General features: G+C 68.5%; 22 protein-coding genes. 13 read left to right on the top strand and 9 right to left on the bottom strand.

The features are described 5' to 3' along the window. Positions 1-105: 105 nt before the first annotated feature. From J4Z35_RS05405 to J4Z35_RS05390, 4 genes are all read right to left on the bottom strand, one after another. On the bottom strand, positions 106-588 hold the full coding sequence (locus tag J4Z35_RS05405) for a cysteine dioxygenase family protein (RefSeq protein ID WP_006946327.1): 483 nt from the start codon (positions 586-588) through the stop codon (positions 106-108). A gap of 252 nt (positions 589-840) precedes the next feature. Further along, positions 841-1,515: a nitroreductase family protein gene (locus J4Z35_RS05400; RefSeq protein ID WP_006946317.1), complete on the bottom strand. Its 675-nt coding sequence runs from the start codon at positions 1,513-1,515 to the stop codon at positions 841-843. Between the two features lie 328 nt (positions 1,516-1,843). Then, on the bottom strand, positions 1,844-2,605 hold the full coding sequence (locus J4Z35_RS05395; RefSeq protein WP_050786562.1) for a DUF4352 domain-containing protein: 762 nt from the start codon (positions 2,603-2,605) through the stop codon (positions 1,844-1,846). Positions 2,606-2,946: 341 nt separating this feature from the next. Beyond that, positions 2,947-3,438 (bottom strand): hypothetical protein, encoded by a 492-nt coding sequence (locus J4Z35_RS05390; RefSeq protein WP_006946310.1) that lies wholly within the window; start codon positions 3,436-3,438, stop codon positions 2,947-2,949. Between the two features lie 112 nt (positions 3,439-3,550). Between J4Z35_RS05390 and J4Z35_RS05385 the strand changes: the two genes are divergently transcribed. Both J4Z35_RS05385 and J4Z35_RS05380 read left to right on the top strand, forming a co-directional pair. Next, entirely contained in the window at positions 3,551-4,996 is a 1,446-nt protein-coding gene (locus J4Z35_RS05385) for a histidine kinase (protein WP_243754884.1), read from the top strand. A 62-nt stretch (positions 4,997-5,058) separates the two neighbouring features. After that, positions 5,059-5,760, top strand: coding sequence for a response regulator transcription factor (locus J4Z35_RS05380; RefSeq protein WP_006946381.1), 702 nt, complete (start codon positions 5,059-5,061; stop codon positions 5,758-5,760). 234 nt (positions 5,761-5,994) lie between these two features. On the opposite strand, the gene J4Z35_RS05375 is transcribed toward J4Z35_RS05380, so the two are convergent. After that, positions 5,995-6,942, bottom strand: coding sequence for an aldo/keto reductase (locus tag J4Z35_RS05375; RefSeq protein WP_006946401.1), 948 nt, complete (start codon positions 6,940-6,942; stop codon positions 5,995-5,997). 268 nt (positions 6,943-7,210) lie between these two features. Between J4Z35_RS05375 and J4Z35_RS05370 the strand changes: the two genes are divergently transcribed. After that, on the top strand, positions 7,211-8,188 hold the full coding sequence (locus J4Z35_RS05370) for a hypothetical protein (RefSeq protein ID WP_006946399.1): 978 nt from the start codon (positions 7,211-7,213) through the stop codon (positions 8,186-8,188). Between the two features lie 89 nt (positions 8,189-8,277). Here J4Z35_RS05370 and trxA read toward each other — a convergent pair whose 3' ends face one another. The 3 genes from trxA to J4Z35_RS05355 form a co-directional block, all read right to left on the bottom strand. Beyond that, positions 8,278-8,733, bottom strand: coding sequence for a thioredoxin (gene trxA, locus J4Z35_RS05365; RefSeq protein WP_006946393.1), 456 nt, complete (start codon positions 8,731-8,733; stop codon positions 8,278-8,280). 200 nt (positions 8,734-8,933) lie between these two features. After that, positions 8,934-10,016: a CoA transferase gene (locus tag J4Z35_RS05360; protein ID WP_208065426.1), complete on the bottom strand. Its 1,083-nt coding sequence runs from the start codon at positions 10,014-10,016 to the stop codon at positions 8,934-8,936. A 91-nt stretch (positions 10,017-10,107) separates the two neighbouring features. Next, complete coding sequence (locus J4Z35_RS05355; RefSeq protein WP_208065425.1) at positions 10,108-11,505, bottom strand: MFS transporter; 1,398 nt, start codon at positions 11,503-11,505, stop codon at positions 10,108-10,110. Between the two features lie 276 nt (positions 11,506-11,781). On the opposite strand from J4Z35_RS05355, the gene J4Z35_RS05350 reads away from it, so the two are divergent. From J4Z35_RS05350 to J4Z35_RS05330, 5 genes are all read left to right on the top strand, one after another. Then, positions 11,782-13,326: a glycosyltransferase family 4 protein gene (locus J4Z35_RS05350; protein ID WP_074040463.1), complete on the top strand. Its 1,545-nt coding sequence runs from the start codon at positions 11,782-11,784 to the stop codon at positions 13,324-13,326. Beyond that, positions 13,320-14,033 carry a class I SAM-dependent methyltransferase gene (locus J4Z35_RS05345; RefSeq protein WP_074040464.1) on the top strand — a complete coding sequence of 238 codons (714 nt, stop codon included), beginning with the start codon at positions 13,320-13,322 and terminating at the stop codon, positions 14,031-14,033. The genes J4Z35_RS05350 and J4Z35_RS05345 overlap by 7 nt, the downstream gene beginning before the upstream one ends. A 14-nt stretch (positions 14,034-14,047) precedes the next feature. Continuing rightward, the gene (locus tag J4Z35_RS05340; protein WP_074040465.1) at positions 14,048-15,193 is read left to right on the top strand and encodes a hypothetical protein; all 1,146 of its coding nucleotides are present in this window, start codon (positions 14,048-14,050) and stop codon (positions 15,191-15,193) included. Beyond that, a complete protein-coding gene (locus J4Z35_RS05335) occupies positions 15,190-15,831 on the top strand; it encodes a class I SAM-dependent methyltransferase (RefSeq protein WP_062256800.1) in 642 nt (213 codons plus the stop codon). The genes J4Z35_RS05340 and J4Z35_RS05335 overlap by 4 nt, the downstream gene beginning before the upstream one ends. A gap of 80 nt (positions 15,832-15,911) precedes the next feature. Next, positions 15,912-16,775 carry a hypothetical protein gene (locus tag J4Z35_RS05330; RefSeq protein ID WP_143181241.1) on the top strand — a complete coding sequence of 288 codons (864 nt, stop codon included), beginning with the start codon at positions 15,912-15,914 and terminating at the stop codon, positions 16,773-16,775. A gap of 86 nt (positions 16,776-16,861) precedes the next feature. On the opposite strand, the gene J4Z35_RS05325 is transcribed toward J4Z35_RS05330, so the two are convergent. Beyond that, on the bottom strand, positions 16,862-17,839 hold the full coding sequence (locus J4Z35_RS05325; protein ID WP_074040467.1) for a TerC/Alx family metal homeostasis membrane protein: 978 nt from the start codon (positions 17,837-17,839) through the stop codon (positions 16,862-16,864). A gap of 222 nt (positions 17,840-18,061) precedes the next feature. On the opposite strand from J4Z35_RS05325, the gene J4Z35_RS05320 reads away from it, so the two are divergent. From J4Z35_RS05320 to J4Z35_RS05300, 5 genes are all read left to right on the top strand, one after another. Next, positions 18,062-18,538, top strand: coding sequence for a Fur family transcriptional regulator (locus J4Z35_RS05320; RefSeq protein ID WP_006946384.1), 477 nt, complete (start codon positions 18,062-18,064; stop codon positions 18,536-18,538). Positions 18,539-18,631: 93 nt separating this feature from the next. After that, positions 18,632-19,918, top strand: coding sequence for a threonine ammonia-lyase IlvA (gene ilvA, locus J4Z35_RS05315; RefSeq protein ID WP_062256791.1), 1,287 nt, complete (start codon positions 18,632-18,634; stop codon positions 19,916-19,918). A 320-nt stretch (positions 19,919-20,238) separates the two neighbouring features. Then, positions 20,239-21,159, top strand: coding sequence for an alpha/beta hydrolase (locus J4Z35_RS05310; protein WP_006946386.1), 921 nt, complete (start codon positions 20,239-20,241; stop codon positions 21,157-21,159). 241 nt (positions 21,160-21,400) lie between these two features. Beyond that, positions 21,401-23,572 (top strand): malate synthase G, encoded by a 2,172-nt coding sequence (locus tag J4Z35_RS05305; protein WP_006946379.1) that lies wholly within the window; start codon positions 21,401-21,403, stop codon positions 23,570-23,572. Between the two features lie 380 nt (positions 23,573-23,952). Beyond that, a complete protein-coding gene (locus J4Z35_RS05300; RefSeq protein WP_006946391.1) occupies positions 23,953-24,342 on the top strand; it encodes an SRPBCC family protein in 390 nt (129 codons plus the stop codon). The last annotated feature ends 216 nt before the right edge of the window (positions 24,343-24,558 follow it).

Raw genomic sequence — 24,558 nt, 5'->3', positions numbered from 1 at the left:
TCGGGATCGACACGGGTGGGCGCGGCTTCACTCATCCGCACCACGTGATGGCAGTGCGACGCCGCCCCGCGCCATGCCCACTTCGGCTCCTGGCGCGTCCGCGGCTCAGGCGGCGATCTCGACGAGCGAGCCGGCCACCATCTCGTACGTGCGGGCCCCGACGAGCGACGGCGCGTAGGCGTGAACGCTCAGCGCCGGGGCATCGCCGACGGGGGCCGTGCGGTGCACGAGATCGCCGGCGAACGTGCGGCTCTCCCCCGCCCCGACGACCGCGCTGACGGTGGTGCCGCGCACCCAGCGCTCCTCGCGCAAAGCTCCCTTGACGACGACGAAGGCGCCCGTCGCGCGCCCGTGGTCGTGCCATTCGCTCGTCGACCCGGCCGGCCAGCTGATCGCCCACATCTGCAGGTGCGGCGTGCTGGCGAGCTCGACGCGGCGTCGCTCACCGCCGTCGGGCAGGTCGTCGAGGTGCGCGGCGAGCGACTCGTCCGAGGCGAACAGGCGCGCGACACGCATGAGTTGCTCGTCGGTGAAGCTCGTGATGCCGGGGGCATCGGCTGCGGTGTCGGGTTGCGGGTGGCGGTTCATGCTGAGGCTCCGAGAGCTGGGGGTTGGCGTGAAGGGCGCCTGATGGGGCGCGATGGTGGCCTGATGAAAAGCGGGTAGGGCACGCCGACGGTGCGTCGTGGCCCTCCCCGACCTTGACGAATGGTTCCCCCACCGTCTCACGTCGAACGTCGACGGTGGGGGCAGCGCGCCGACGAAGTCGCGTCGACTGCGCGTGTTCGCGACGAGCGAACGCGAGCAGCACGAGCCGGCGCGTCGCGTCGGGGTCGTCGATCAGTCGAGTTCGAACGCGACGTCCGTCAGCGAGCGGCGGCGACGCGGCTTGTTCTCGCGCTCGATGTTGGCGGCGAGGTCGTATTCCTCGACGCGGCCGGCGAGCGTCGTGACGGCGGCGTGCTCACCGTCGCGTTCGGCGTCGGGCCAGGCGCGGCCGACGGCGATGCCCGCCATCGGCGCCCATGCCTCACCGAACGCGGCTCGCGTAGCGATGGCGTCGTGGTCGAACCCGGCGAACTGGTGGACGGCGAGGCCCATCGCGTGCGCCTGCAGCGTCAGGTACGCGGTCGCCTGGCCCGTGTCGTGTGCGGCGGTGGCACCGAAGACGAACTCCTTCGACGTCTCCGGCAGCTTCGCAACCTGCACGAACGAGACGGCGAGCATCGAAGCAGCCGGCGCCCAGCGTCGATTGCCGCGCGCGAGCGTCTCGACGATGGCGGTGAACGTCGGATCCCACTCATCCCCCTGACGGCGACCGACGAGGTAACGGTACGGCTGCGAGTTGCCGGCGCTCGGCGCCCAGCGGGCCGCGTCGAACAGAGTCGCGAGGTCGGTGTCGGAGAGGTCGTACGACGGATCGAACACGGCCGGGCTGCTGCGGCGGGCGACGACGTCGAGCACGGCGTCGGCCGGGGCCTCGCTCGTCGAGGCGAGAGCATCGTGAAGAGTCATGCCACCACCCAAGCACGTCGCGCCGACAAGCGCGGAATCCCGGCGCTGTGGGGAGGCTGAGAGTGCTGCGGAACGGAAGCGCCCGCCACCGCGGATGCGATGACGGGCGTCTCCCTCTTCCCCAAGAGTCCTGCCGCCGATGCGTGCCGGTTCAGGCGTGCAGGGAGCGGGCGCGGCGCCGGCGGGAAGAACACCGGGCGCCGCCGAACGCCGACGCGGGAGGGGTCGTGCGGCGTTCAGGTCGATGGGACGAGGGGGTCCGAGAGCTCTGCGCGGGGCGTGATGTGGCGATCACGCTGCGGCACACGGCTTCAGGGGTGGGCCTTCGTCAGAGGGAGGCTTCGACGCCGTTGGAGAACATCGAGTCGTGCAGGCGCACCTTCGTCAGCTTCGTGCCCTTCGGCGCGTCGAAGACGAGGATGCCCTTGAGCGTGTTGCCCGGGTTGATCTCGGTGTAGAGGGTGTCGTTGCCCTCGATGTAGATGGCGCCGTCCGAGGTCGCCTCATAGCCGACCCCGTTCGCGTCGTAGGCCTTCTGGTCGTCAGCCGACAGCGACTGCGTCTCGGTGCCGGTGTTCTTCACCGTCACGTGCACGAGCGTGTACGCGCCCTGCGCCTTCTTGTTGAGATATTCGCCGCCGATGCTCGGCACATCGCGCTCGATCTTCGTCACGGTGAAGGTGAACTTGCCGTCCGTCACCGACTGCCCGACGGCGGGCAGAGCGTCCTTCTTCTCCTCCTTCTTCGACTCGTCCTTCGCGGTGTTCTTCGCGTCGCTCTTCGACGTGCCGGACGAGGACGCGCTCGAGGCGGACGAGTCGTTCTTGTTGCCGCCGCCTGCCGCGCTGGCGATGCCACCGACGACGCAGAGGGCGAGCAGCCCCGTCAGGATCTTGTGACGGACGAAGAAGTTCTTCTTCTTCGGCGGCTCCTGCGGCTGCCACTGCTGCTGCGGGTAGCCCTGCTGGCCGTTCTGCGGGTAGCCGTTCTGGGGGTAGCCCTGCGCGCCCTGCGGGTAGCCTTGCGCGCCGTTGTTGCCGTTCTGGCCGGTCGAACCGTCGAAGTGGGTAGCGCCGTTGCTGTTGTTCATCGTGCACTCCGGGGAAGAGTCGACGCAGATCGCGTCGGGTGAATGGAAGTGCCGCATCCGCCGATTGCTCGGCTGCGACCCCCGAAGACTCGCTGCCCGGCAGCACCTGCCACATCACCCGATCAGTCAGACGTCACCTGCCCGATCGGGCAGAACCGCCGAGAATGGTGTCGAGCGATCGAGCCCGCCCCCCTCACTCGCCCCGGCGAAGCCAACTGAGTCAGTTGGTGCGACCTGCGTCAGCCGTGACTGACTGACTCAACCGCGCTCGCGCTCACGGTGAGAGCGCGCCGCGCGTACGTCGTGCAGCCGGTCGAGAATCTTCGTGGCCGCATCCTTGCTCAGCATCCAACGCTGGATGCGCGGATGACGCCCTCGTACGTGAGGTTGACGCCGTCGATGTTGATCTTCGTCGGCTCCTTGTGCAGGAGGTTGTCGAGCTCGCGCTTGGTGTAGTCCTTGATCGGCTTGTCCATGTCGAAGAACTTCGAGCAGGCGAAGATGCGGCCGTACCAGCCGTCCATCATCATGCCGGGGACGGTGAGAGCGCCCTCGGCGAGCGACTTGGTCTTGTCGAAGAGCTGATCGAGGTCGAAGTCGCTGACGCTGCCGCGCCCCTCGCAGCGCACGCACATGCCCCCGGTGACGGTGAACTGCCGCACCTCGCGGGTGCCGTCGGCTTTTGAGGGAGCCCGACCCGAAGCCGACCCGACGATGAACGAGTACGCCCGCGGGCCGCCGATGCTCGGCGTCGCGATGCGCGAGAACAGGATGCGCAGCATCGCATTGACGTCGGTGCCGGTGCCGACCGTCGAGCGCGGATTCGCGCCCATGCGTCACGGAAACCGACCCTGCGAATGTGTACGAGAATCGCAGATGTGCACACCCCGCCAGGCGCAGAACGCCACGTTGTCGGTGGCCGCGTCTAGGGTGAGCGGCGTGACGATGCCAGCGCCCAGCACCGACCCGCCGAACAGGCTGGCGACGCCCCTCGGCACCCCGCCCGCGGCGACGAATTCGACCGCGCCTCTCGGCAACTCCTCACGTGCACGTCGTCGCGCCACGAACGCCGCCATCATCGTGGGCACCATCTTCTCCGCGTCGCTGGCCGCGGCCTACGTCACCCCGCGCATGGACGGCGCGGCGCCCGGCGGCTCGGGCAACGCGCTTAGCGTCACCGCGTTTCTCGCCTCGATCGCAGCGGCCGCCGGCCTCTGCTGGCGACTGCGTTCGACGACGGCGCTGCTCGTCACCGCTGCCCTCGCGTGCCTGCCCGGCCTCGCCCTGCCCACCGACAGTCTGCCCGCGCTCATCGCGATGGCGAGCGTCATCGTGTGGCACCCTGACGTCCGCGCGCACGTCGCCGTCAGTGCCGCTGCCACGCTGGCGACGTTCGTCGCCGTCTGGCGTGACTCGCGCGGCACCCGCGACGGCACGAGTTTCTGGAACAGCATCGAGCACCCTGACGGCTCGTCCGGCTCGTGGCCGGCGATGCCGTGGTGGCAGGTCGCGCTCATCACCGCCCTGCTCGTCGGTCTGTTCGCGGGGGTGGCGCTCGTGCGTCGCAGCCGCCGTGACGCCTCGCGCGCCGCCGCCGTCGCGCACCACGAACGCGCCCATGCCGCGCAGGCGCAGGCGCAGGCGCGGCAGTCGGACGTCCGCGCGCAGGACGCCGTCAGACAGGCGGACGAGGCGCGCGCCCGGGCCCAGCAGACGCAGGCAAAGGTGCATGATCTCGGCCGGCAGATGGCGGAGAAGGATGAGCGCGAGGCCCTCGCACGCGAGGTGCACGACGTGCTCGGCCACCGCCTCAGTCTGCTGTCGATGCAGGCCAACGCTCTCGAGATCGAGGCGCAGGAGGCGGGTTCGCGTGACGTCGAGGATCGCGCGCGACAGATCCAGGAGGGCGCGGCCGGTTCGATGACGGATCTGCGTTCGCTGCTCGCGATGCTGCGCACCGGCGCGACCGACGAGTCGGCGGATCATCACGATCTGGCCGACATCGCCGATCTCGTGCGTGAGTGCATCGACGCGGGCACGCCCGTCAGCTCGAACGTGTTCGTCGATCAGTCGCACCCCCTGGACCCCGTCATCTCGCGCAGCGCGTACCGCATCACCACCGAACTGCTGACGAACGCGCGCAAGCACGCGCCGGGCTCTCTCGTGCAGCTCGACATCCGCGGTGACGCGCGCGGTGGCATCACGATCTCGACGACCAACCCGCTGCCCGATGTCGCGCGCGCTGCCCGATCGGATGGTTCGGGAACCGGCCTGACGGGCGTGGCGCGGCGCGCTCAGGACGTCGGAGGATCGTTCTGGGCAGGCCCGTCACCCGACGGTCGCCGCTTCACCGCGAGCGCCACGCTGCCGTGGACGATGCCGCGTGTCTGACGACGGCTCGATCCACGGCACCACACGTGTCGAATGCGACGAGAGTACGAAAGCAGTTGAGCATGAACGACATTGACCGCCCCGACGGCGCATCCCTTCCGGCCCATGACGGCGCTGAGCGCGCGATCCGCGTCATGGCCGTCGACGACGACCCGATGGTGCTCGACCTCATCCGCGTCATGCTCAAGGCCGCGCCCGGTATCGAACTCGTCGCGACTGCGAGCGACGGCGACGAGGTGATCGGGGTCGTCACAGCACATCACCCGGATGTCGTCCTCATGGACGTGCGCATGGAGCGCATCAACGGCATCGACGCGACGCGCGCACTGACGAAGCGGCCGAACGCACCGCGCGTCATCATTCTCACGACGTTCGACGAGCAGGAGTACGTGCCGCAGGCGATGGACGCCGGTGCCGTCGGGTTCATCCTCAAGGCGTCGGCGCGCGAGGCGCTGTACGGGGCGATCCGCGACGCACACGAGGGGCGCAGCCCCATGTCGCCCGCGAGCGCTGCGCATCTGCGCACCGGATACCTCGACGCCGGGGGCGCCGCGCGCATGGACGCTCGCGCGAAGCTCGCACGGTTGAGTGACCGTGAGCGCGAGATCGTCGAGATGGTGGCGCAGGAGATGTCGAACCCCGCCATCGCCGCCGAATTGTTCTTGAGCGAAAGCATGGTGAAACAACACCTGACGTCGGCCGCCACCAAACTCGGCGTGACAGGCCGCGTCGGCATCGCGATGGTCCTGGCCCGGGCGGAGTAGCGTCGAGGATGCGGTTCCTCACAGACGGCAGCCACGACCCGAACGGAGGCGCACCCGTGGCGCGGTGCCCGTCTGGCGCGCTCGAGGTGCACGAACACGACGCGATTTCCTGACGGTTTCCTCGGACGCGACGACTCACCGCCTCATCTCTTCATCTCGCGGGCTGACGCACATGAGGAAGCCTGACGCGCTTACCACCCGCACTCGCGCCACCCAGCGCACGAGGGGGGATCGTCAGCGAGCCGAATCGAGGCGCGCCACGTGATCGTCGCTGAGCTGCGGAGCCGCCAGTGCGGCGTCGAGCTGCTCGAGCGAGCTTGCCCCGACGATTGGGCGCATCGACGGGCTGCCCTGCACGAGCCAGGACAGCACGACCTGCCCGGGCTGCGCGCCCAGTTCGTCAGCCACCGACCGCAGCGCCGAGAGGCGACACGTCGTCCCCGGGTGGTCGTAGACCTCGGGCAGCGGCCGGTCGTCACGGTCGTACGCACCCTGGATCAGCGGGCTGTAGGCCCAGCACTCGAGGTCGTCATGCGTCTCGAGATAGTCGATCGTCTCGTCGCTGACGAACCCGAAACGGTGATCCTTGCCCGGCACCTGCGTGTCGGGGCGCGGGCGGACGTACGACGTCGTCAGCTGCAGGGCCGTGAACGGCTCGACGCCCTGCTCGGCGGCCAGCATGCGTGCCTGCTCGACGCGCCACGTCGGGTGGTTGCTCACACCGAGCCGGCTCACCTTCCCTCGCGCAACAAGGGAACCCAGCGCCGCGACGACGTCGGGCATCGGCGTCGAACGATCCTCACCGTGCGCCCAGTAGACATCGACGACGTCGATGCCGAGACGTTCGCGGCTGCGCTCGAACTGGGTGGCGATGACGTCAGGCGCAAGGCCCTCCCACTCGGTGAATTCGCCGGCCCGCGCCGGTTCCTGACCCACCTTCGTCGCAATCGTCAGACCTTCGCGGATGCCGGCGTTGGCGCGCAGCCACGCCCCGATCATCTGCTCGCTCTGACCGCCCGCACCCGTCGGATTCGCCCAGAACGCATAGCAATTGGCCGTGTCGAGCGTGCGCCCACCGGCGTCGACGTAGCGATCCATGAGGGCGAATGACGTCCCCTCGTCCGTCTTCGTGCCGAAATGCATCGTGCCGAGGACGAGATGCGGGGCGATCCAAGAAGTCATGCGCCCATCCAACACGCAGCTGGCCACGCACCTCAACGTGGAGGGGCGGCCTCGAGACACCCTGATCCCGCCGGTCCACAGGAACCCCTCGCCGCACACGTCGGGCCACGAAGTGCCACGTGCGATCTCGTAGCCCGGCGGCGGCGCGCGAAACACACGAGATACGACACTGCCGTGCGGTGCGTCGGCACGCCATCACCACCGGCCTCGACGGAACCACCACACCCGCGCGCACGTCACACCAGCACACCATCGAGGGGAGCAAGACATGCGCCGGTCCATCATCATCACCATCGCCGTCGCGGTGCTGGGCATCATCGGCGCCGTTTCGGCGTTCGCGCTGTCGTCCCGAATCGGTGCCTCAGGCGGGCACGGCGGATCGGAGCCGGCACAGCCGGACCCGGCGATCGCGCGCAACATCGCGAACACCGTGCGCCACCAGCCTGGTGTGGCGAATTCGCGCGTCGTGATGAAGGTGAACTGCATCGACGGCTGCCAGGGCCTTGACCATGAGTTCACGGTCGACGTCATGCTGACGGACGACGCCAGCGCACGCCACGTGCTCGACGTCAACCGCACGATCAACGAGCTCTACCCGCGCACGGCTCCGCCGGAGTGGGCAGGTTCTCCCGGGCGAATCCGCTTCAGCCTGCACTCGCCGCAGGACGGTGGTCTCATCGTGCCGACCAACAACGGCAGCCACGGCACGGCTTCGTCCCCGCCCAGAGCCAGCGCGTTGACGAGCACTCAGGTCGACGCGTTCTTGGCGGCTGCCCGCGTCAACCCGTCGTCGTCGGCGTCTTGGTCGTGGTCAGGCAGGGACGACGCGCCGTCGTTCGTCGTTCGCTCCACCATCGAAACCAGCGATTGCGCGACGCTCGACGCGACGGCCGCGCACACCGTCACCGCGCTGTCGGCGATACGCCGCGACGGCACGCCAGCGGAGTTTCGTTTCCGGTGCGAGCACGCCGCGGGTGCGGTGCCGATCGGCGCGACGACGCACACGACCGGATGGTCGACGATGGCCGACACCCTGTCGCGGCTCATGACCCCGCCGGCGAGCAGCAGGTCGTACCGACGTGACGGCGTCTACCTGACGCACAAGCACGACAGCGCCGTCCTCACGGTGAGGGGCAACCCGTCTAATACAACGTCCGAGGTGAAGAACGACGCGGCGACCGTCGTGGCGCAGCTTCGCGAACTCGATGTGCCGACGCCCACGCTGAACCTGCGGCCCGCACCGTGACCGGCGGCGCTCGACGGTGAACGTATGACGCGTCATGAACACGCGAACGCCCGGCACCCCGAGTCGGGGCGCCGGGCGTTCGTCGAGGCTCAGGCCTGGGCCGCGGTCTCTTTGCTCTCGGCGCGACCGCAGTTGCACCCGCCGCAGCCACAGCCGCCACCGGCACCCATGCCGGCTTCGCGAGCCTTGGCGTCGGCCTCCATCTTGGCGCGGATGTCGTCCATCGGCAGCTCACGGATCTGACGGATCAGGTCCTCGACGGCCGCCGCGGGCAGCACGCCCGAGTTGGAGAACACCATGAGGCCGTCGCGGAACGCCATGAGCGTCGGGATGGACTGGATGTTCGCGGCCGCCGCGAGCTCCTGCTCGGCGTCGGTGTCGACCTTCGCGAAGACGATGTCGTCGTGCTTCTCGCTCGCCGCTTCGAACACGGGCGCGAACTGACGGCACGGGCCGCACCAGGCCGCCCAGAAGTCGACGAGGACGATGCCGTTGTTCTCGATGGTCTCGGTGAACTTCTCACCGGTCAGTTCGATGGTTGCCACGCGGGCGCTCCTTCACAGACGTCAGGTTCTCGACCATTCAAACACCGACGCGGCGCGAACCCTTCCCGCCGTGACGCTTCGTTCCAGGCATCATCCCCACTCGGTGCTGTTCGACGTCAGGTGGGGACGCGGCCGGGCGCGCCCCGTGCTGGTGGGTGTGACGTGCAGCGAGCCACCGCAGGACGTCACCACCCCCGAGCTCACCCGAGCGACGGCGGGCGCCGACGGTACGTCGCGGGCGTCGCAGACATGCGGATCGGGTTGGCGACCTGCGCGACGCCCTCGACGTCGACGCGCATGTCGAGGCCGACCGACTCGGCGAGCGCGAACGCCTGCGCGAGATCGTTGACGGGCCCGGCGGGCACACCGGCGTCCGCGAAACGCTCGGCCCATTCCTGCGCGCCATGTGCCGACAGCACCTCGAGCATCAGCGCGACGAGGTCGTCGCGATGCTCGACACGGGCGGAGTTCGTCACGAAACGGGCATCCTGCGCCCACTCACCATGACCGAGAACCTCTGCGGCGCAGGCGAACTGGCGATCATTGCCGACGGCGATGGCGAGCGGCCGATCTGCGGTCTCGAACACTTCGTACGGCACGAGCGACGGGTGACGGTTGCCCATGCCGCGCGGCACGGCCCCCGTCATGACGTGCGCGCCGGCCTGATTCGTCAGCGCCGACAGCAGGGACGACAGCAACGACACCTCGACGAGTTGCCCCTCCCCCGTCGCGTCGCGATGCCGCAGCGCCGCGAGCATGCCGACGGCAGCATGCAGACCGGTGACGACGTCGACGAGCGCGACGCCGACCTTCGTCGGCTCGTCAGGCGGCCCGGTCACCGACATGAGGCCACCGACGGCCTGGACGAGCAGGTCGTACCCGGGCAACAACGACTCACCGAAACCGGTGATCGAGACGTACACGACGTCCGGGTTCCACTCGCGCACCTGCTCGTACCCGAGCCCCAGCCGCGCCATCGTCCCCGGCAAGAAGTTCTCGACGACGACGTCGGCGCGCGTCACGAGATCACGTGCGGCGGCGAGATCGTCCGCCTCGCGAAGATCCCAGAACTCGCTGTGCTTGTTGCGGTTGACCGACAGGAAGTACGTCGCCTCCCCGTCCTCGGTGAACGGCGGACCCCAGGAGCGCGTGTCGTCGCCGCCGTCAGGGCGCTCGATCTTGACGACGTCGGCGCCCAGGTCGCCGAGCAGCATCGTCGCGTAAGGGCCGGCCAGGACGCGGCCGAAGTCGGCGATGAGCAGGCCGTCGAGAGCTGATGGCACGCAGGATCCTCGGGGAAAAATTGGGACAAACGAACGTGGACGAGATTCGCCGATGGGGACAGGAATCGCAGATGAGGCGGGCGCGCGACGCTCAGCGACCCCCCGGGCGGGCGTCATCGAACGACGGCGCGTCCGGCGCGTCACCCCAGGCGGAGCCGAAGTCGCGATCGAGTTCGGTCACCGTCTTGTTGCGCAGCCCCCACAGGTACACGGCGAGCGACACTGCGACGCACGCGAGCAGGTAGACGCGGAAGCCCTTCTCGTTGCCATGGGAGGCGAACCAGGTGCCGATGTAGGGCGCGGTGCCACCGAATACGGCGTTCGCGAGGCCATATCCGAGTCCGACGCCGAGGGCGCGCACGCGCGTCGGGAAGAGCTCGGCCTTCGCGACGGCGTTGACCGACGTGTAGAACGCGACGACGAGCAGCGCGAACAGCTGCAACCCGAACGCCGCGATGCCCGATTCGACCGAGCGGATCGCGCCGAGCACCGGCCACGTGATGATGAGCGAGCCGACGCCGAAGATGAGCAGCATCGTGCGTCGCCCGATCTTGTCGGACAGCAGGCCGTACAGCGGCTGCACGAGCATGAACACCGTCAGCGCGCACAGGTTGACGATCGAGACGGTGTCCGCGTCGAGCCCCGCCACCTTCTTCATGTAGCTCTGTATGAGGGTCGTGTAGACGTAGAACGATGTCGTCCCGCCGATCGTCAGACCGACGACGACGATGAACGGCCGCCAGTACTCGCGGAACAGCAGGCCGAGCGAGCCCTTGTTCTCGGTCGAGGTACCTGCCGCAGCGCCACCCGAGGCGGTATCCGCGACGTCAGCCGTCTCGTCCATGCTGCGCCGCAGCCACAGCACGACGAGTGCGCCCGCGGCGCCGATGAAGAACGGCAGACGCCACCCCCAGGTGTGCATCTGCTCCTTGTCGAGCACGTGCTGGAGGACGACCTGCAGCAACGCTGCGAGCACCTGGCCGCCGACGAGCGTCACGTACTGGAAGCTCGAGTAGAACCCGCGACGGTTCGGCGTCGCGATCTCCGACATGTACGCGGCCGTCGTCCCGTATTCACCGCCGACGCTGAAGCCGCTGATCGCGCGCCCGACCCAAAGCAGGACGGTCGCCCAGATGCCGATCCGGTCGTAGGTCGGCGCCGCGCCGATCATGAGGGTACCGAGCGCCATGAGCAGCACCGACGTCGTCAGGGCGGCGCGGCGACCCTTGCGGTCGGCGTAGCGTCCGAAGAACCACGACCCGATGGGCCGCATCAGGAACGTGATGGCGAAGACGGCCCACGTGTCGAGCAGCGCCTGCGTCTCATCACCCTTGGCGAAGAAGTTCGACGCGATGTACGTCGTGAAGATCGCGTAGTTGTAGAAGTCGAACCACTCGATGAGATTGCCGAGCGAACCACGCGCGACATTGCTCATCACCGAGTTGCGACGCTCACCGCCGACGCGCGGGGCGGATGCTGTTGAGCTCATGGGATCCTCTCGGGGCGAACGTGGACGCCGTTCGCCGATGTGGACGAAAATCGCGAAGGGGGACAGGAATCGCAGATGGGGACAAGAGGTGCAGATGTGGACGAGAATCGCGGTGCAGTCAGACGCGAAAAGCCACCTTCATCGACGGCCGATACAACCTGCACCCTATGTGGTGATCGACGCCACGGGTGCGCGTGCCGCCACACGTTGTCGTACCCGCGAGTAGCGTCCGAGTAGGCTGACCACCGAACCACGCCGCTTGCGAAGGAGGGCCCGATGCGCATCGCGCTGTCCTCCTATCGCAGCAAGCCGCACAGCGGCGGCCAGGGCATCTACGTGCGTCACCTCAGCCGCGAACTCGCCGCTCTCGGCCACGACGTCACCGTCTTCTCCGGCCCTCCCTACCCCGAACTGGACGACGCCCGCCTTGTGGCTGGCCGTGCGACTGACCGGGCGACGGGTCCAGCGAGTCGCCAGACGTCGTCAACCAAGCGGGCCGGCGCGACGGCGAGCATCGAGCCGACGAACCCCGGCAGACTGCGCCTCGAGAAGCTGGCGAGCCTCGACCTCTACAACGATGACGACCCGTTCCGTCACCCCCATCCGCGCGAACTGCGCGACCGCATCGACGTCGTCGAATACGCGGGGATGCTGTCGGGTTCGTTTCCCGAACCACGCACGTTCGGGATGCGACTGGCGCGCGAGATGCGTACGCGGTCAAGAGAGTTCGACGTCCTGCATGACAACCAGACGCTCGCGCCGGGCCTGCTCGACATCGCGCGCGGCGGCCTGCCCGTCGTCACGACGATCCACCACCCGATCAGCACCGACCGCCGCCTCGAGATCGAGGCCGCGACGAACCCGTGGCGCAAGTACACGAAATGGCGTTGGTACTCGTTCGTGCCGATGCAGGCGCGCGTCGCCCGCGCGAGCAGCCGCATCATCACCGTGAGCGAGACGAGCCGCGACGACATCGTCCGAGAATTCGGGGTCGACCGCGAACGCATCAGCGTCATCCCCGTCGGCGTCGACGTCGAGACGTTCACGCCCGACGCCGGCGTCGCGAAGAGTGCACCTGGGATCGCCGTCGAGACGTCCGCCCCGGGCGTCGACGTCGAGACGTTCTGGCCTGACGGTTCGGCGCGCCACCGCGTGCCCGGACGCCTGACGACGATCACGAGCGCGAACGTGCCACTCAAGGGGTTGAGTGTGCTCATCGACGCGCTCGCTTTCCTACCGCAGGACGCGTGGCGCGAACTCGTCGTCGTCGGCACACCGAACCGCGCGGTCGAGACCCAACTCGAAGCCCTCGGGTTGTCCCCTCGCGTCCGGTTCGTCAGCGGCATCAGCGACGACGACCTCGCGGGTCTACTCGCGAGCGCCGCCGTCCACGTCGTGCCGAGTCTCTATGAAGGTTTTTCGCTGCCCGCGGTCGAGGCCATGGCGTGCGGCACACCCGTCGTCGCGACGCGCGTCGGCGCGCTGCCGCAACTCGTGCACGGCACCGACGGCGAGACGTCGACTGTCACCGGCAGCGCAGGCAGGGTTCCCGCCGCCCACGGCGGGAGCGCGGGCCCACGCGCCCACGCGACGGGCGAGGCGGACACGAGCGCTGACGCCGACGGCTCTGACGCCGGCATCCTCGTCGAGCCAGGTGATGCGCGCGCTCTCGCGGGCGGCATCGTCAGCCTGCTCGAATCCGAGGAGACCCGAACGCGATTCGGACGCGTCGGTCGCCGTCGGGCCGTCACGACATACTCATGGCGGGCTGTCGCCGAGGCAACGGCCGCCGTCTACACCGAGGAGATCGCCCGATGCTGACCGTCGACTTCAACCGCTTCACCCTGGGCCCGGGCATGACGGTGCTCGACGTCGGGTGCGGGCAGGGACGTCACAGCTTCGAGGCGCTGCGTCGCGGCGCGGACGTCACGGCGTTCGACTTCAGCCAGTCCGACCTCGACGAGGTGCAGACGATGTTCGACGCCATGGCCGCCGAGGGCCAGGTGCCTGCGAGCGGCGCCTACCGCACCGTCCAGGGTGACGCCCGCGCGATGCCGTTCGACGACGCGAGCTTCGAGCGCGTCATCGCCTCTGAAGTGCTCGAGCACATCGTCGAGGATGACGCCGCCATCGACGAGATCGTGCGCGTGACCAAGCCCGGCGGCCTCGTCGCCGTGACGGTGCCGCGGTACTGGCCCGAGAAGATCTGCTGGGCCCTGTCGACGCCCTACCACGAGGTCGAGGGTGGCCACGTGCGCATCAACAAGGCGAGCGAACTCGTCGGCATGCTCGAGAAGCGTGGCCTGACGACGCTCGGCACGCACCACGCGCACGCGCTGCACTCGCCGTACTGGTGGCTCAAGTGCGCGGTCGGGGTCGACAACGACACCAACCCCGCCGTCAAGGCGTATCACCGCATGCTCGTCTGGGACATGATGAAGGCGCCGGCGCTGACGCGTCAGGCCGAGAAGGCGCTCAACCCCGTCATGGGCAAGAGCTTCGTCGTGTACCTGCAGAAGCAGTACTGAGCCCCGTCACGCCGATGACGCCAGCCCTCACCAGTGAACAAGTCTGCGAGACAGGCCTGTTCATTGCTCGCCTCCAGGGCGAAGACGGCGCGCTGCCGTGGTTCGTCGGCGGGCAGTGGGACGCCTGGAACCACACCGAGGCACTCATGGGCCTGACGATCGCCGCCCATGTTTCACGTGAAACCGGATCACCACGTGTCAATCACACCGCCGAGCAGCTGAGCGAACGCGCCCGTCTCGGCCTGCAGCACCTGCGCGAAACGCAGCGTGAGGACGGCTCCTGGCCGATGCGCGTGAGAGACGGCGTCGTCGAACAGGACGAGAGCGACACGAACCAGTGCGCCTACCCGGCCGTCGGCGTCTGGCATCTCGCGCTCGTCACCGGCGCAGGGCGCGGTGACGGCCCCGACCGCGGCATCCTCGCCGAGAACTGGCCGATGGTCCGTGCGGCGATCCGACACGTCCTGACGGCCCAGCGCGATGACGGCACGATCGCCTGGGCGATCAACCGTCGCGGCGGCCTCGGCGACCACGCGTTGCTCACCGGCAACGCCAGCATCCTGCAGTCGCTGTGGGCCGCGGCCGCCATCGCGGATACCCTCGGCCACATCGATGACGCTGCGTCCTGGCGCGATTCCGGCGCCCGGCTCGCGGCAGCGGTGCGTCAGGTCGAACTGTTCGCCGACCGTCGCCGCTTCTCGATGGACTGGTTCTACCCCGTCCTCGGCGGCGCGCTCGTCGGCGACCACGCTGCCACGCACCTGCGTCGCGACTGGGATCGCTTCGTCATCGAGGGCCAGGGGGTCCGCTGCGTCGACGACCGACCGTGGGTCACCGGCGGGGAGAGCGCCGAACTCGTCATGGCGCTGTGTTGCCTCGACGGCACGCCGCACGAAGATCGCGCGCGACGCGAGGCCCGCGCCGTCTTCGCGGACCTGCAGCACACACGCGACACGAGCGGCGGCTATTGGACGGGGTACGTCGTCGACGACGACGCCGTGTGGCCCGTCGAGCAGACGGGATGGAGCGCCGGCGCGATGCTGCTCGCCGCCGATGCCCTCGACGGCCTCACGCCCGCCGCCAACTTCTTCCACGCCATGACGTGGCCGGCCCGCACGCCGAGCCATAGCGCCGCCAGAGACCACGAGGAGCCCCGATGAGCACCCCGCCCCTTCCCCAGGACGTCCTCGACGCCTTCCACGCGACGACCGGTTTCATGCCCGACGACGAAGGTCAGGCCCTGTACGAGGCGGCCGCGAGAGCCCGTCCCGGCACCTGGCTCGAGATCGGCACGTACTGCGGCAAGTCGACGGTGCTGCTCGCGCAGGCGGCGCGCGTCGTCGCCGGATCGTCCGACGCCGCAACGCAGGTGGTGACCGTCGACCATCACCACGGCAGCGAGGAGAATCAGCCCGGCTGGGAGTGGCACGACACGTCGATGGTCGATGAGCACTCGGGGCTGCTCGACACGCTGCCCGCATTTCGTCGCACGTGGGACGAGCACGTCAAGGACGTCGTCAGCATCGTCGTCGCGACGACGGCGCAGGTCGCGACGTGGTGGCGCACCCCCGTCGAGTTCCTCTTCCTCGACGGCAACCACGTCGAGGAGATGGCGCAGCACGACTACGCGGCGTTCGCGCCGCACGTCAGCGTCGGCGGGTTGCTCGCGGTGCACGACGTCTTCCCCGACCCGGCCGACGGCGGGCAGGCACCGTGGCATGTCGTCGAACGCGCCCTGGGCGACGGCTTCGAGCAGGTGTCGCAGACGGGCTCGTTGCGCATCCTGCGGCGCCGCTGACCCCAGCAACCTAATTTCGGCCTCCGCCACCGAATTGTTGCCCCTTGCACAACTTATGAGTCGGATCTCATAATGCATGAATGAACGGGGCGCCTGCGGCCGTCACCGTCAGCCGGGGGCGGAGGCCGATGAGCAATCCGATGACGAGCTTGGTGCTCGACGAGGGGATGAGCGTCGAACTGCGGGGGCAGTTGGCGCTGTGTGAGGACGAGGTCGTCCTGACGGGCTGTGGGGTGCTGCCGTTCGGTTCGCCGCCGCATCTGACGTGGGAGCAGACGCCCTTCGTAGCACTGGCCACCGACTGCGCGAAGAAGGCGCGGCCGCTCGTGGGGCAGCCCGTGTTCGGGCGTGCGACGTGGACCGGGTACGAGATCAGTGCGTGCGAACTCGAGCCGGGGGACGCTTGGGCGCACGCACACGACATCCCCGGTCCGCTGACGAAGGACCGCACCCCCGTCAGCGCGCACGTGCGCTCCGTCGAGGCCGGCCTGTTCTCGAGCGGCGCCATGCTGCGTCGCGTCCGTTTTCTCGACGACGGGCGACCGCGCGTCATCGCCAGCGCCACTGACGTCGAGCTCACGACGCGACTGCTCACACCCATCTACGGTGATGCGCTCGAGGTGCATCGCAGCCGCTGGAGCGTCAGCGAGGTGCGTGGCCTCGACGACATCCTCAACGATCTGCCCGAGGACAAGGTGCTCAAGATCGAGTACCGCATGGACGGTGACGGCACGATCAGCCGCAAGCTGCGCGTCAACTACGTCGACGATGACCTCGCGCGCTCCCTCGCCCCATTTCCGCCCGAGATGCTCGCCGTCTACGCCGTCGTCGAACCCGAGGGCGCGCCGCAGGATCGTGACCCCTGGTTTCCCGCGCGAGCCCGGCATCTCGTGCGTTCGGCCGGCACCCCCGATGTGCCGGCGCGCGAACACGCGCGCGTGTAGCGCGCGAGTGGCCCGGCACCCGGCGATGCAGACAGCGCGCCGCCGCGCAGGCCTCACAGGCCTGCGCGGCGGGCTTGTCTCGTGATTCAGCGACGACGGGTGGCGACCAAGCTCGTCGCCGTCACCGTCAGCAGCGACAGGACGATGACGCTGAGCGAGACGGCCGTCGACGGCGTCCACACCCATGACCAGACGTCGTGCGCCCAGTGCGCGATGAGCTTGTAGCCGATGAACGCGAGGATGACGGCGAGACCGTAGCCGAGGTGTACGAGCCTGCCGAGGACGCCCTCGACGAGGAAGTACAGCGCGCGCAGACCGAGCAGCGCGAACGCGTTCGTCACGAAGACGAGGTACGGGTCGGACGTGATGCCGTAGACGGCGGGCACCGAGTCAAGCGCGAACAAGGCGTCCGTCGCGAGGACGGCCAGCGTCACGACGGCCAGAGGCGTCAACGCGCGACGGACGGACCGACCGGTGGCGCCGGCGTCAGCATCTTCTCGCACGAGCATCGCGGAGCCGCGGTAGCCGTCGGTGACGGGGAAGAAACGGCGGATGACCTTGACGATGCGCATGTCACCCGGGTCGACGGTGTGGTCGTCGCCCTGACGGGTGTCGCGCCAGACCTTCACGGCCGTCCACAGCAGGAACGCGCCGAAGATGACGAACATCCAGGCGAAGTTCGTGAGCAACTGCGCGCCGAGCGCGATCATGATGGCGCGCATGACGAGGGCGCCGGCGACGCCGATGAGGAGCACCCGCTGCTGGTACATCTTGGGCACGGCGAACGCCGTCAGCAGCATCATGAACAGGAACAGGTTGTCGACGCTGAGCGACTTCTCGACGAGGTAGCCGGTGTAGAACTCGGTGCCCGTCGTCGAGCCGTGCGCGCTCCACAACCAGGCGCCGAACGCGACCGGCAACGCGATGTAGAACGTCGACCAGGCCGTCGCTTCCTTGAGCGATACCTCGTGAGGTTTGCGCGTGACGAGGAAGTCGAGCGCGAACAGGACGATGAGCCCGATGAGCGTCACGGCCCAGAGAGTGGGGGTGGCCAGGGAGTGCATGGAACTACCTCAGATCGCATGAGTGACGAACTGAGGTCTCCTTCGCCGCGGAACGATCCGCCGCTCTCGAACCGGGAGCGCGCATGATCGCGCTCGTATTGACCGGAGCCGAGACGTGGGAAGTACTCCCCTCGCCAACCATCATAGCCGATCTGCGGACCCTGCCCCACTCGACGAGCAGACTTTCTTGATTCGTTCCAGAAATCGCGGCATCATGGAGGCATGACGACGACGCCCGCCACCGATCCGCGCACCATGCTGCGTCAGGTGAACCTGCGGATCACCGGCCCGCGCGTCGCCATCCTCGATGCCCTCGAGACGCGCCCCCACTCGGATGCGGAGACCGTCATCCAGGCGGTGCGCGACAGTTACGGCAAGGTCTCGACGCAAACCGTCTACGACGCCCTGCATGCGATGACGGCGCACGGCATCATCCGCCGCATCGAGCCGGCCGGCCAATCCGCGCTCTACGAACGACGCGTCGGCGACAACCACCACCACCTCGTGTGCCGACAATGCGCGACGATCGTCGACATCCCCTGCGCCGTGGGCGACACACCGTGCCTGACGGCGGCGCACGAGTCCGAACTCAGCGAGGGGTTCGACATCGACGAGGCCGAGGTGACGTACTGGGGCGTCTGCCGCGCGTGCCGCGAGGGCGCTGCCGCAGCTTCCGCTGCGTCACCCGTCGTCGGCTGAGCCGCGCCCGAGGTTGCCGGGTCGCACGCGGGAGAGCAGGGGGGCATCCGCGATCCGGTTCATCCCGACATTCGCGGGGTCGCCCGTGAGACGGTGGCTGACGTGACGAGCACACCCACCCTGCGTCCCGAGGTCGATGCGTCCGACGTCGAAGCCGCCGCCGAGCGCCTCACCGACCTGCTCCACCCCACGATGCTGTTCGAGAGCAGCCGCCTGTCGACGAAGTTCGGCGCGAGCGTCGTGCTCAAGCGCGAGGATCAGCAGCCGGTGCGCTCGTACAAGATTCGTGGAGCGAGCAACCTCATCGCGCAGCTCGACGACGACGCGCGCGCGGCGGGCGTCGTCTGCGCGTCGGCCGGCAACCATGCCCAGGGCGTCGCATACGCGTGCTCGCGCCTCGGCGTGAAGGCGACGATCTTCCTGCCGCGCACGACGCCCCGTCAGAAGCGTGAGCGGGTTCGAGTGCTCGGCGGGCCGTGGGTCGAGACGGTCGTCGAGGGCGACACGTACGACGTCGCCGCTGGCGCTGCAGGCGAATTCGCTGCGACGACCGGGGCGACGCTCGTGCCCGCGTTCGACGACGTCCGCACCATCGCGGGGCAGGGCACCGTCGCACTCGAGGCGTTCGCGCAGTGCGAGGCGCAGTACGGCAAGGTGCCGGATGTCGTCGTCGTGCCCGTCGGTGGCGGCGGGTTGCTGGCGGGCATCACGGCGTGGGTGCGCGAGCGCCATCCGTCGACGCGCATCGTCGGCGTCGAACCGGTGGGGGCGCCGTCGCTGCAGGCGGCGCTTGCTGAGGGACGCCCGGTGGCGGTGCCGGTGACCGATCCGTTCGTCGACGGCGCGACGGTCGGTCTGCTCGGCGCGCACACGTACCCGATCATCGCTGCCGGCGGCGTGCCGTGCTTCAGCGTGCCGGAGGGGCAGATCTGCACGGAGATGCTCGACCTGTATCAGAGCGACGGCATCATCGCGGAGCCTGCCGGCGCGCTCGCGCCCGCAGCGTTGCCGGGTGTCGACTTCGCCGATGGCGAGCTCGTCCTCGCGATCCTGTCGGGCGGAAACAACGACGTGTCGCGTTATGCGGAGGTCGTCGAGCGTTCGCTCGTGTTCGAGGGCCGCAAGCATTACTTCATCGTCGAATTTCCCCAGGAACCCGGGCAGTTGAGGCGTTTTCTCGACGGGGTGCTCGGGCCTGACGACGACATCACGCTGTTCGAGTACACGAAGCGTTCCAACCGCGAGACGGGCCCGGCGCTCGTCGGCCTGGAGTTGGGCGACCCGTCGTCGTTGCCCGATCTGCTTGCGCGGATCGATGCGTCGCCGGCGCGGGTGGAGCGGGTGGATCCCGACTCGCCCCTGTTTCGGATGGTTCTCTGAGGATCTAGTGAACGAAGGTAGGACCGCAGCGTCGTGTCCGTCGAGTACGGCATGGGTGGGGTCACCGCAGCGAAGCGAGGATTGCTCCAGCCATGCCGGGCGCGGGCGGACGCGCATGTCACAGCGAGGATCCTGCCGAAGTGAACGTTGACGAAGAGAACCGAGAAGAATGGTTCTGTAGTTCTCTGACGATCACTCGATGTTGCCCGGGATCTGGGGCACGGGAGCCCCGAATCCCGGGCAACATCGCGGGTCGGCGTGGTTCGATGGGGTCTTCACGCCCCATCCAAGAGCGTCGCGGAATCACACCGGAGGTCAACATGGCAGCAGAGCAGTTCGAGGTCGCGGCGAGTGACGGCGTCGTCATCCGCGGTCAGCGGTGGTTGCCGGACGGAGAAGCGCGCGCCGTCGTGCAGATCGCTCACGGCATGGCGGAGCATTCGGCGCGCTACGAGCGGTTCGCGCAGGAGTTGAACGCGGCCGGGTACGCCGTCTACGCGAACGATCACCGTGGGCACGGGCGCACCGCCGAGGGTGGTGTGCTCGGTCATTTCGCTGACGATGACGGGTGGGCGCGCGTCGTCGACGACCTGCTCCAGGTGACGCGGCGCGCGCAGGCCGAGGTGCCGGGTCGCCCCGTCGTCCTGCTAGGGCACAGCATGGGTTCGCTACTGGTGCGTACGTTCGCGGCGCAACACGGCGATCTACTGGCGGGTCTCATCGTCTCCGGAACGCCCGCCGATCCTGGGCTGCTGGGCCGCGTCGGACGTCAGGTCGCGCGCGCCGAGGGCCGTCTGCGGGGGCGCACGCACGCGAGCAAGCTCCTCGACACGATGTCGTTCGGGGCGTTCAACAAGCAGTTCGCGCCTGCGCGCACGGACTTCGACTGGCTCTCGCGCGACGAGGCCGCCGTCGATGACTACGTCGCCGACCCGTTGTGCGGGTTCGTCTGCACCGCCGCGTTCTACGCCGACATGCTGGGCGGGCTGCGCCTGGTCAACCGGCGTTCGTTCGCGGCCGGCACGCCGTCGGATCTGCCGGTTCTCGTCATCTCCGGCGAGGCCGACCCGGCCGGCGACAACGGCAAGGGCGTGCGACCCGTCGCCGATCTGCTGCGCGGCGTCGGGGTGCACGACGTCACCCTGACGCTCTACCCCGGCGCGCGCCACGAGATCCTCCACGAGACGAACCGCGACGAGGTCGTCGCCGACATCCTCGCCTGGCTCGACGCCCACGTCTGAGCCGCCGCGGGGCGAGAGGTCGTCACCCCGGCAGTCGCCTGCGTCACCGGTCGGCCTGGCCACCATCTTCAGTGGTCTGTTCGTGGCGCGGCTTGCGAAAGTGGACGAAACTCGCCGATGGGGACAGGAATCGCCGATGTGTCCGGGAATCGCGGAGGGCGGCTTGGAGGATTTGCCCCACAGAAACGTTACCGACCAGTAGCGTAGGGGGCGGCATGCCCCCGCGAGGAAGGAAACGCTCATGGCTGACACGCAGCGCACCGAGGTGAACGGTCTGCAGGTCGCGACGATCCTGTACGACTTCATCAACGATCAGGTCCTGCCCGGCACCGGTGTCGACGCCGACACGTACTGGAAGGGCTTCGCCGACGTCGTCGCCGAGCTCGGCCCGAAGAACCGCGCCCTGCTCGCCGAGCGTGACGACCTCCAGGCCAAGATCGACGAATACCACCGCGCCAACCCGGGCAAGCCCGACTTCGACGCGTACAAGAGCTTCCTCACCGAGATCGGCTACCTCGTCGATGCTCCGGCCGAGTTCAGCATCACGACGCAGAACGTCGACCGTGAGATCACCGACCAGGCCGGCCCGCAGCTCGTCGTGCCGATCCTCAACGCCCGCTTCGCGCTCAACGCGTCGAACGCCCGCTGGGGTTCGCTCTACGACGCGCTCTACGGCACCGACGCGATCGACGAGGCCGACGGCAAGGAGAAGGGCACCTCGTACAACACGGTGCGCGGCGACGCCGTCATCGCGTTCGCGAAGAACTTCCTCGACACTGCCGTCCCGCTCGCCGAGGGTTCGTACACCGACGTCACCGGCTTCGGCGTCGACGGCGGCGAGCTCGTCGTCCACCTCGACGGTGAGCGCACGACGTCGCTGAAGAACACTGACGAGTTCGCCGGCTACGTGGGGCTGCCTGCGCAGCCGGAGGGAATCCTGCTGAAGCACAACGGTCTTCACCTGGAGATCCAGATCGACTCCGAGTCCCCGATCGGCGCGACCGACCCGGCCGGCATCAAGGACGTCCTCGTCGAGTCGGCTGTCACGACGATCATGGACCTCGAGGATTCCGTCGCCGCCGTCGACGCCGAGGACAAGGTGCTCGGTTACACGAACTGGCTCGGCCTCAACAAGGGTGACCTCGCCGAGGAGATCACGAAGAACGGCAAGACGTTCAAGCGCGAGCTCAACCCCGACCGCGAATACGTCTCCCCCGGCGGCGACACGTTCACCCTTCCGGGCCGCTCGTTGCTGTTCGTCCGCAACGTCGGCCACCTCATGACGAGCGACGCCGTCCTCGATGCCGACGGCAACGAGATCGGCGAGGGCATCCTCGACGCCCTCGTCACCGTCCCGGCTGCGATCCACGGCTTCGCCGACAAGGACGGCGTGAGCAACACGCGCGCCGGCTCGATCTACATCGTCAAGCCGAAGATGCACGGCCCGCAGGAGGTCGCGTTCGCGAACGAGCTGTTCGAGCGCGTCGAGAGCGTCGTCGGGCTGGCGAAGAACACCGTCAAGATGGGCATCATGGACGAGGAGCGCCGCACGACGGTCAACCTCTCCGCCTGCATCGACGCCGCCAAGGAGCGCGTCGTGTTCATCAACACGGGCTTCCTCGACCGCACCGGCGACGAGATCCACACGTCGATGCTCGAGGGCCCGATGATCCGCAAGGGCGAGATGAAGGGTTCCACGTGGATCAAGGCGTACGAGGACAACAACGTCGACGTGGGCCTCGCTGCCGGTCTCGCGCACAAGGCGCAGATCGGCAAGGGCATGTGGGCGATGCCCGACCTGATGAAGGACATGCTCGAGCAGAAGATCGGCCAGCCGAAGGCCGGCGCGACGACGGCGTGGGTGCCGTCGCCGACCGCCGCGACGCTGCACGCGCTGCACTACCACCAGGTCGACGTGTTCGCCGTGCAGGAGGAGCTCGCGAAGCGCAAGGCCGCGTCGGTCGACGACATCCTGCAGATCCCGCTCGCGGAGAACACGGACTGGTCGGACGCCGACAAGCGCGAGGAACTCGACAACAACTGCCAGTCGATCCTCGGCTACGTCGTGCGCTGGATCGACCAGGGCGTCGGCTGCTCGAAGGTGCCCGACATCCACGACGTCGCGCTCATGGAGGACCGGGCGACGCTGCGCATCTCCAGCCAGCTGCTCGCGAACTGGCTGCAGCACGGCATCGTCACCGAAGACGAGATCGTCGAGTCGCTGAGGCGCATGGCGCCGGTCGTCGACCAGCAGAACGCCGGTGACGCGAAGTACGAGCCCATGGCGCCGGGCTTCGACGGCATCGCGTTCAACGCGGCCAAGGAGCTGATCCTCGAGGGAACGAAGCAGCCCAACGGCTACACCGAGCCGATTCTGCACCGTCGTCGGCGAGACAAGAAAGCCGCGCGCTGAGGATCAAGCGAGCGGAGTCGAGGGTGTGGATGCCGAGCTTGCGAGGCGTTCACACCTCGGCGTAGGGAGCGTTGACGAAGCGCGCCGTGGGCTCAGTGACGATCAAGCCCGACCGAGGTAGGTCCGCGCCGGAGCGTGCGACGGCCCGGCCCTGCCGAATCGGGCGCTGAGGAACTGAGCCAAGGAGTAGTCCGCGCGCTGAGGATCAAGCGAACGGAGTCGAGGGTCGCCTGACCCTGAGGATGGCGCGTAACTCACAGGTAGGCACGCAACTGCACGCCTGCGTGTGAGTTACGCGCCATCGTGCGTGCTGGGGTCGGCGCGGGGCGTCCGAGGGCTGTGCGCGACCTGGGTTCCGTTGGAACGCCTAGCATTCGGACATGAAGCGCATCGACGTCCATGCTGACGGGCCCGCGAGTGTCGACGCGGCGTGGCAGGCCTACGTGCACGTCGATCGGTGGCGTGACTGGTCGCCGCACATGCCGCCGGTCGAGGCGGATGCCGTGGTGATCCGTCCCGGCACGCAAGGACGATGGCGTCTCGGGCCGGTGACGGTGGGGCGGTTCGTCATCACCGACGTCGATGCGGTGGCGAGGACGTGGAGCTGGCGCGTCAGCGTCCTGGGGCTGACGACGACGGGCGAGCACCGCGTCGAGGTTCGTCGGGGCGGGTGTCGCTGCCACATGGCGATGGATCTGCCGCCCATCGTCGGGCAGGCCTACCGGCCGCTAGCGTGGTGGGCCCTCCATCGGCTCGCTCGCAGCTCGTGAGGCATCGAGGGACACGAAGGGGGTGTGGAGAAACGCGTCATCCGTGACGCGTTTCTCCACACCCCTGGTGTCTTCTCTTTGCGCCTAGATGCACCCGGGTGCATCTAGGCGCAAAGAGAGAGGACGTCAGACGGCGACGTTCTCCTCGAGTTCCTCCTCGGTCTCGGGGTCGAGCTCGTCGCGCTCGTCCTGATGCGCCTGCTCGGCGTGGCGTCC

The organism is Dermacoccus sp. NHGro5 (genome assembly GCF_017565385.1).
In the GTDB taxonomy this organism is placed as follows: domain Bacteria; phylum Actinomycetota; class Actinomycetes; order Actinomycetales; family Dermatophilaceae; genus Dermacoccus; species Dermacoccus nishinomiyaensis.
This window is presented reverse-complemented; position numbering and strand designations above follow the sequence as displayed.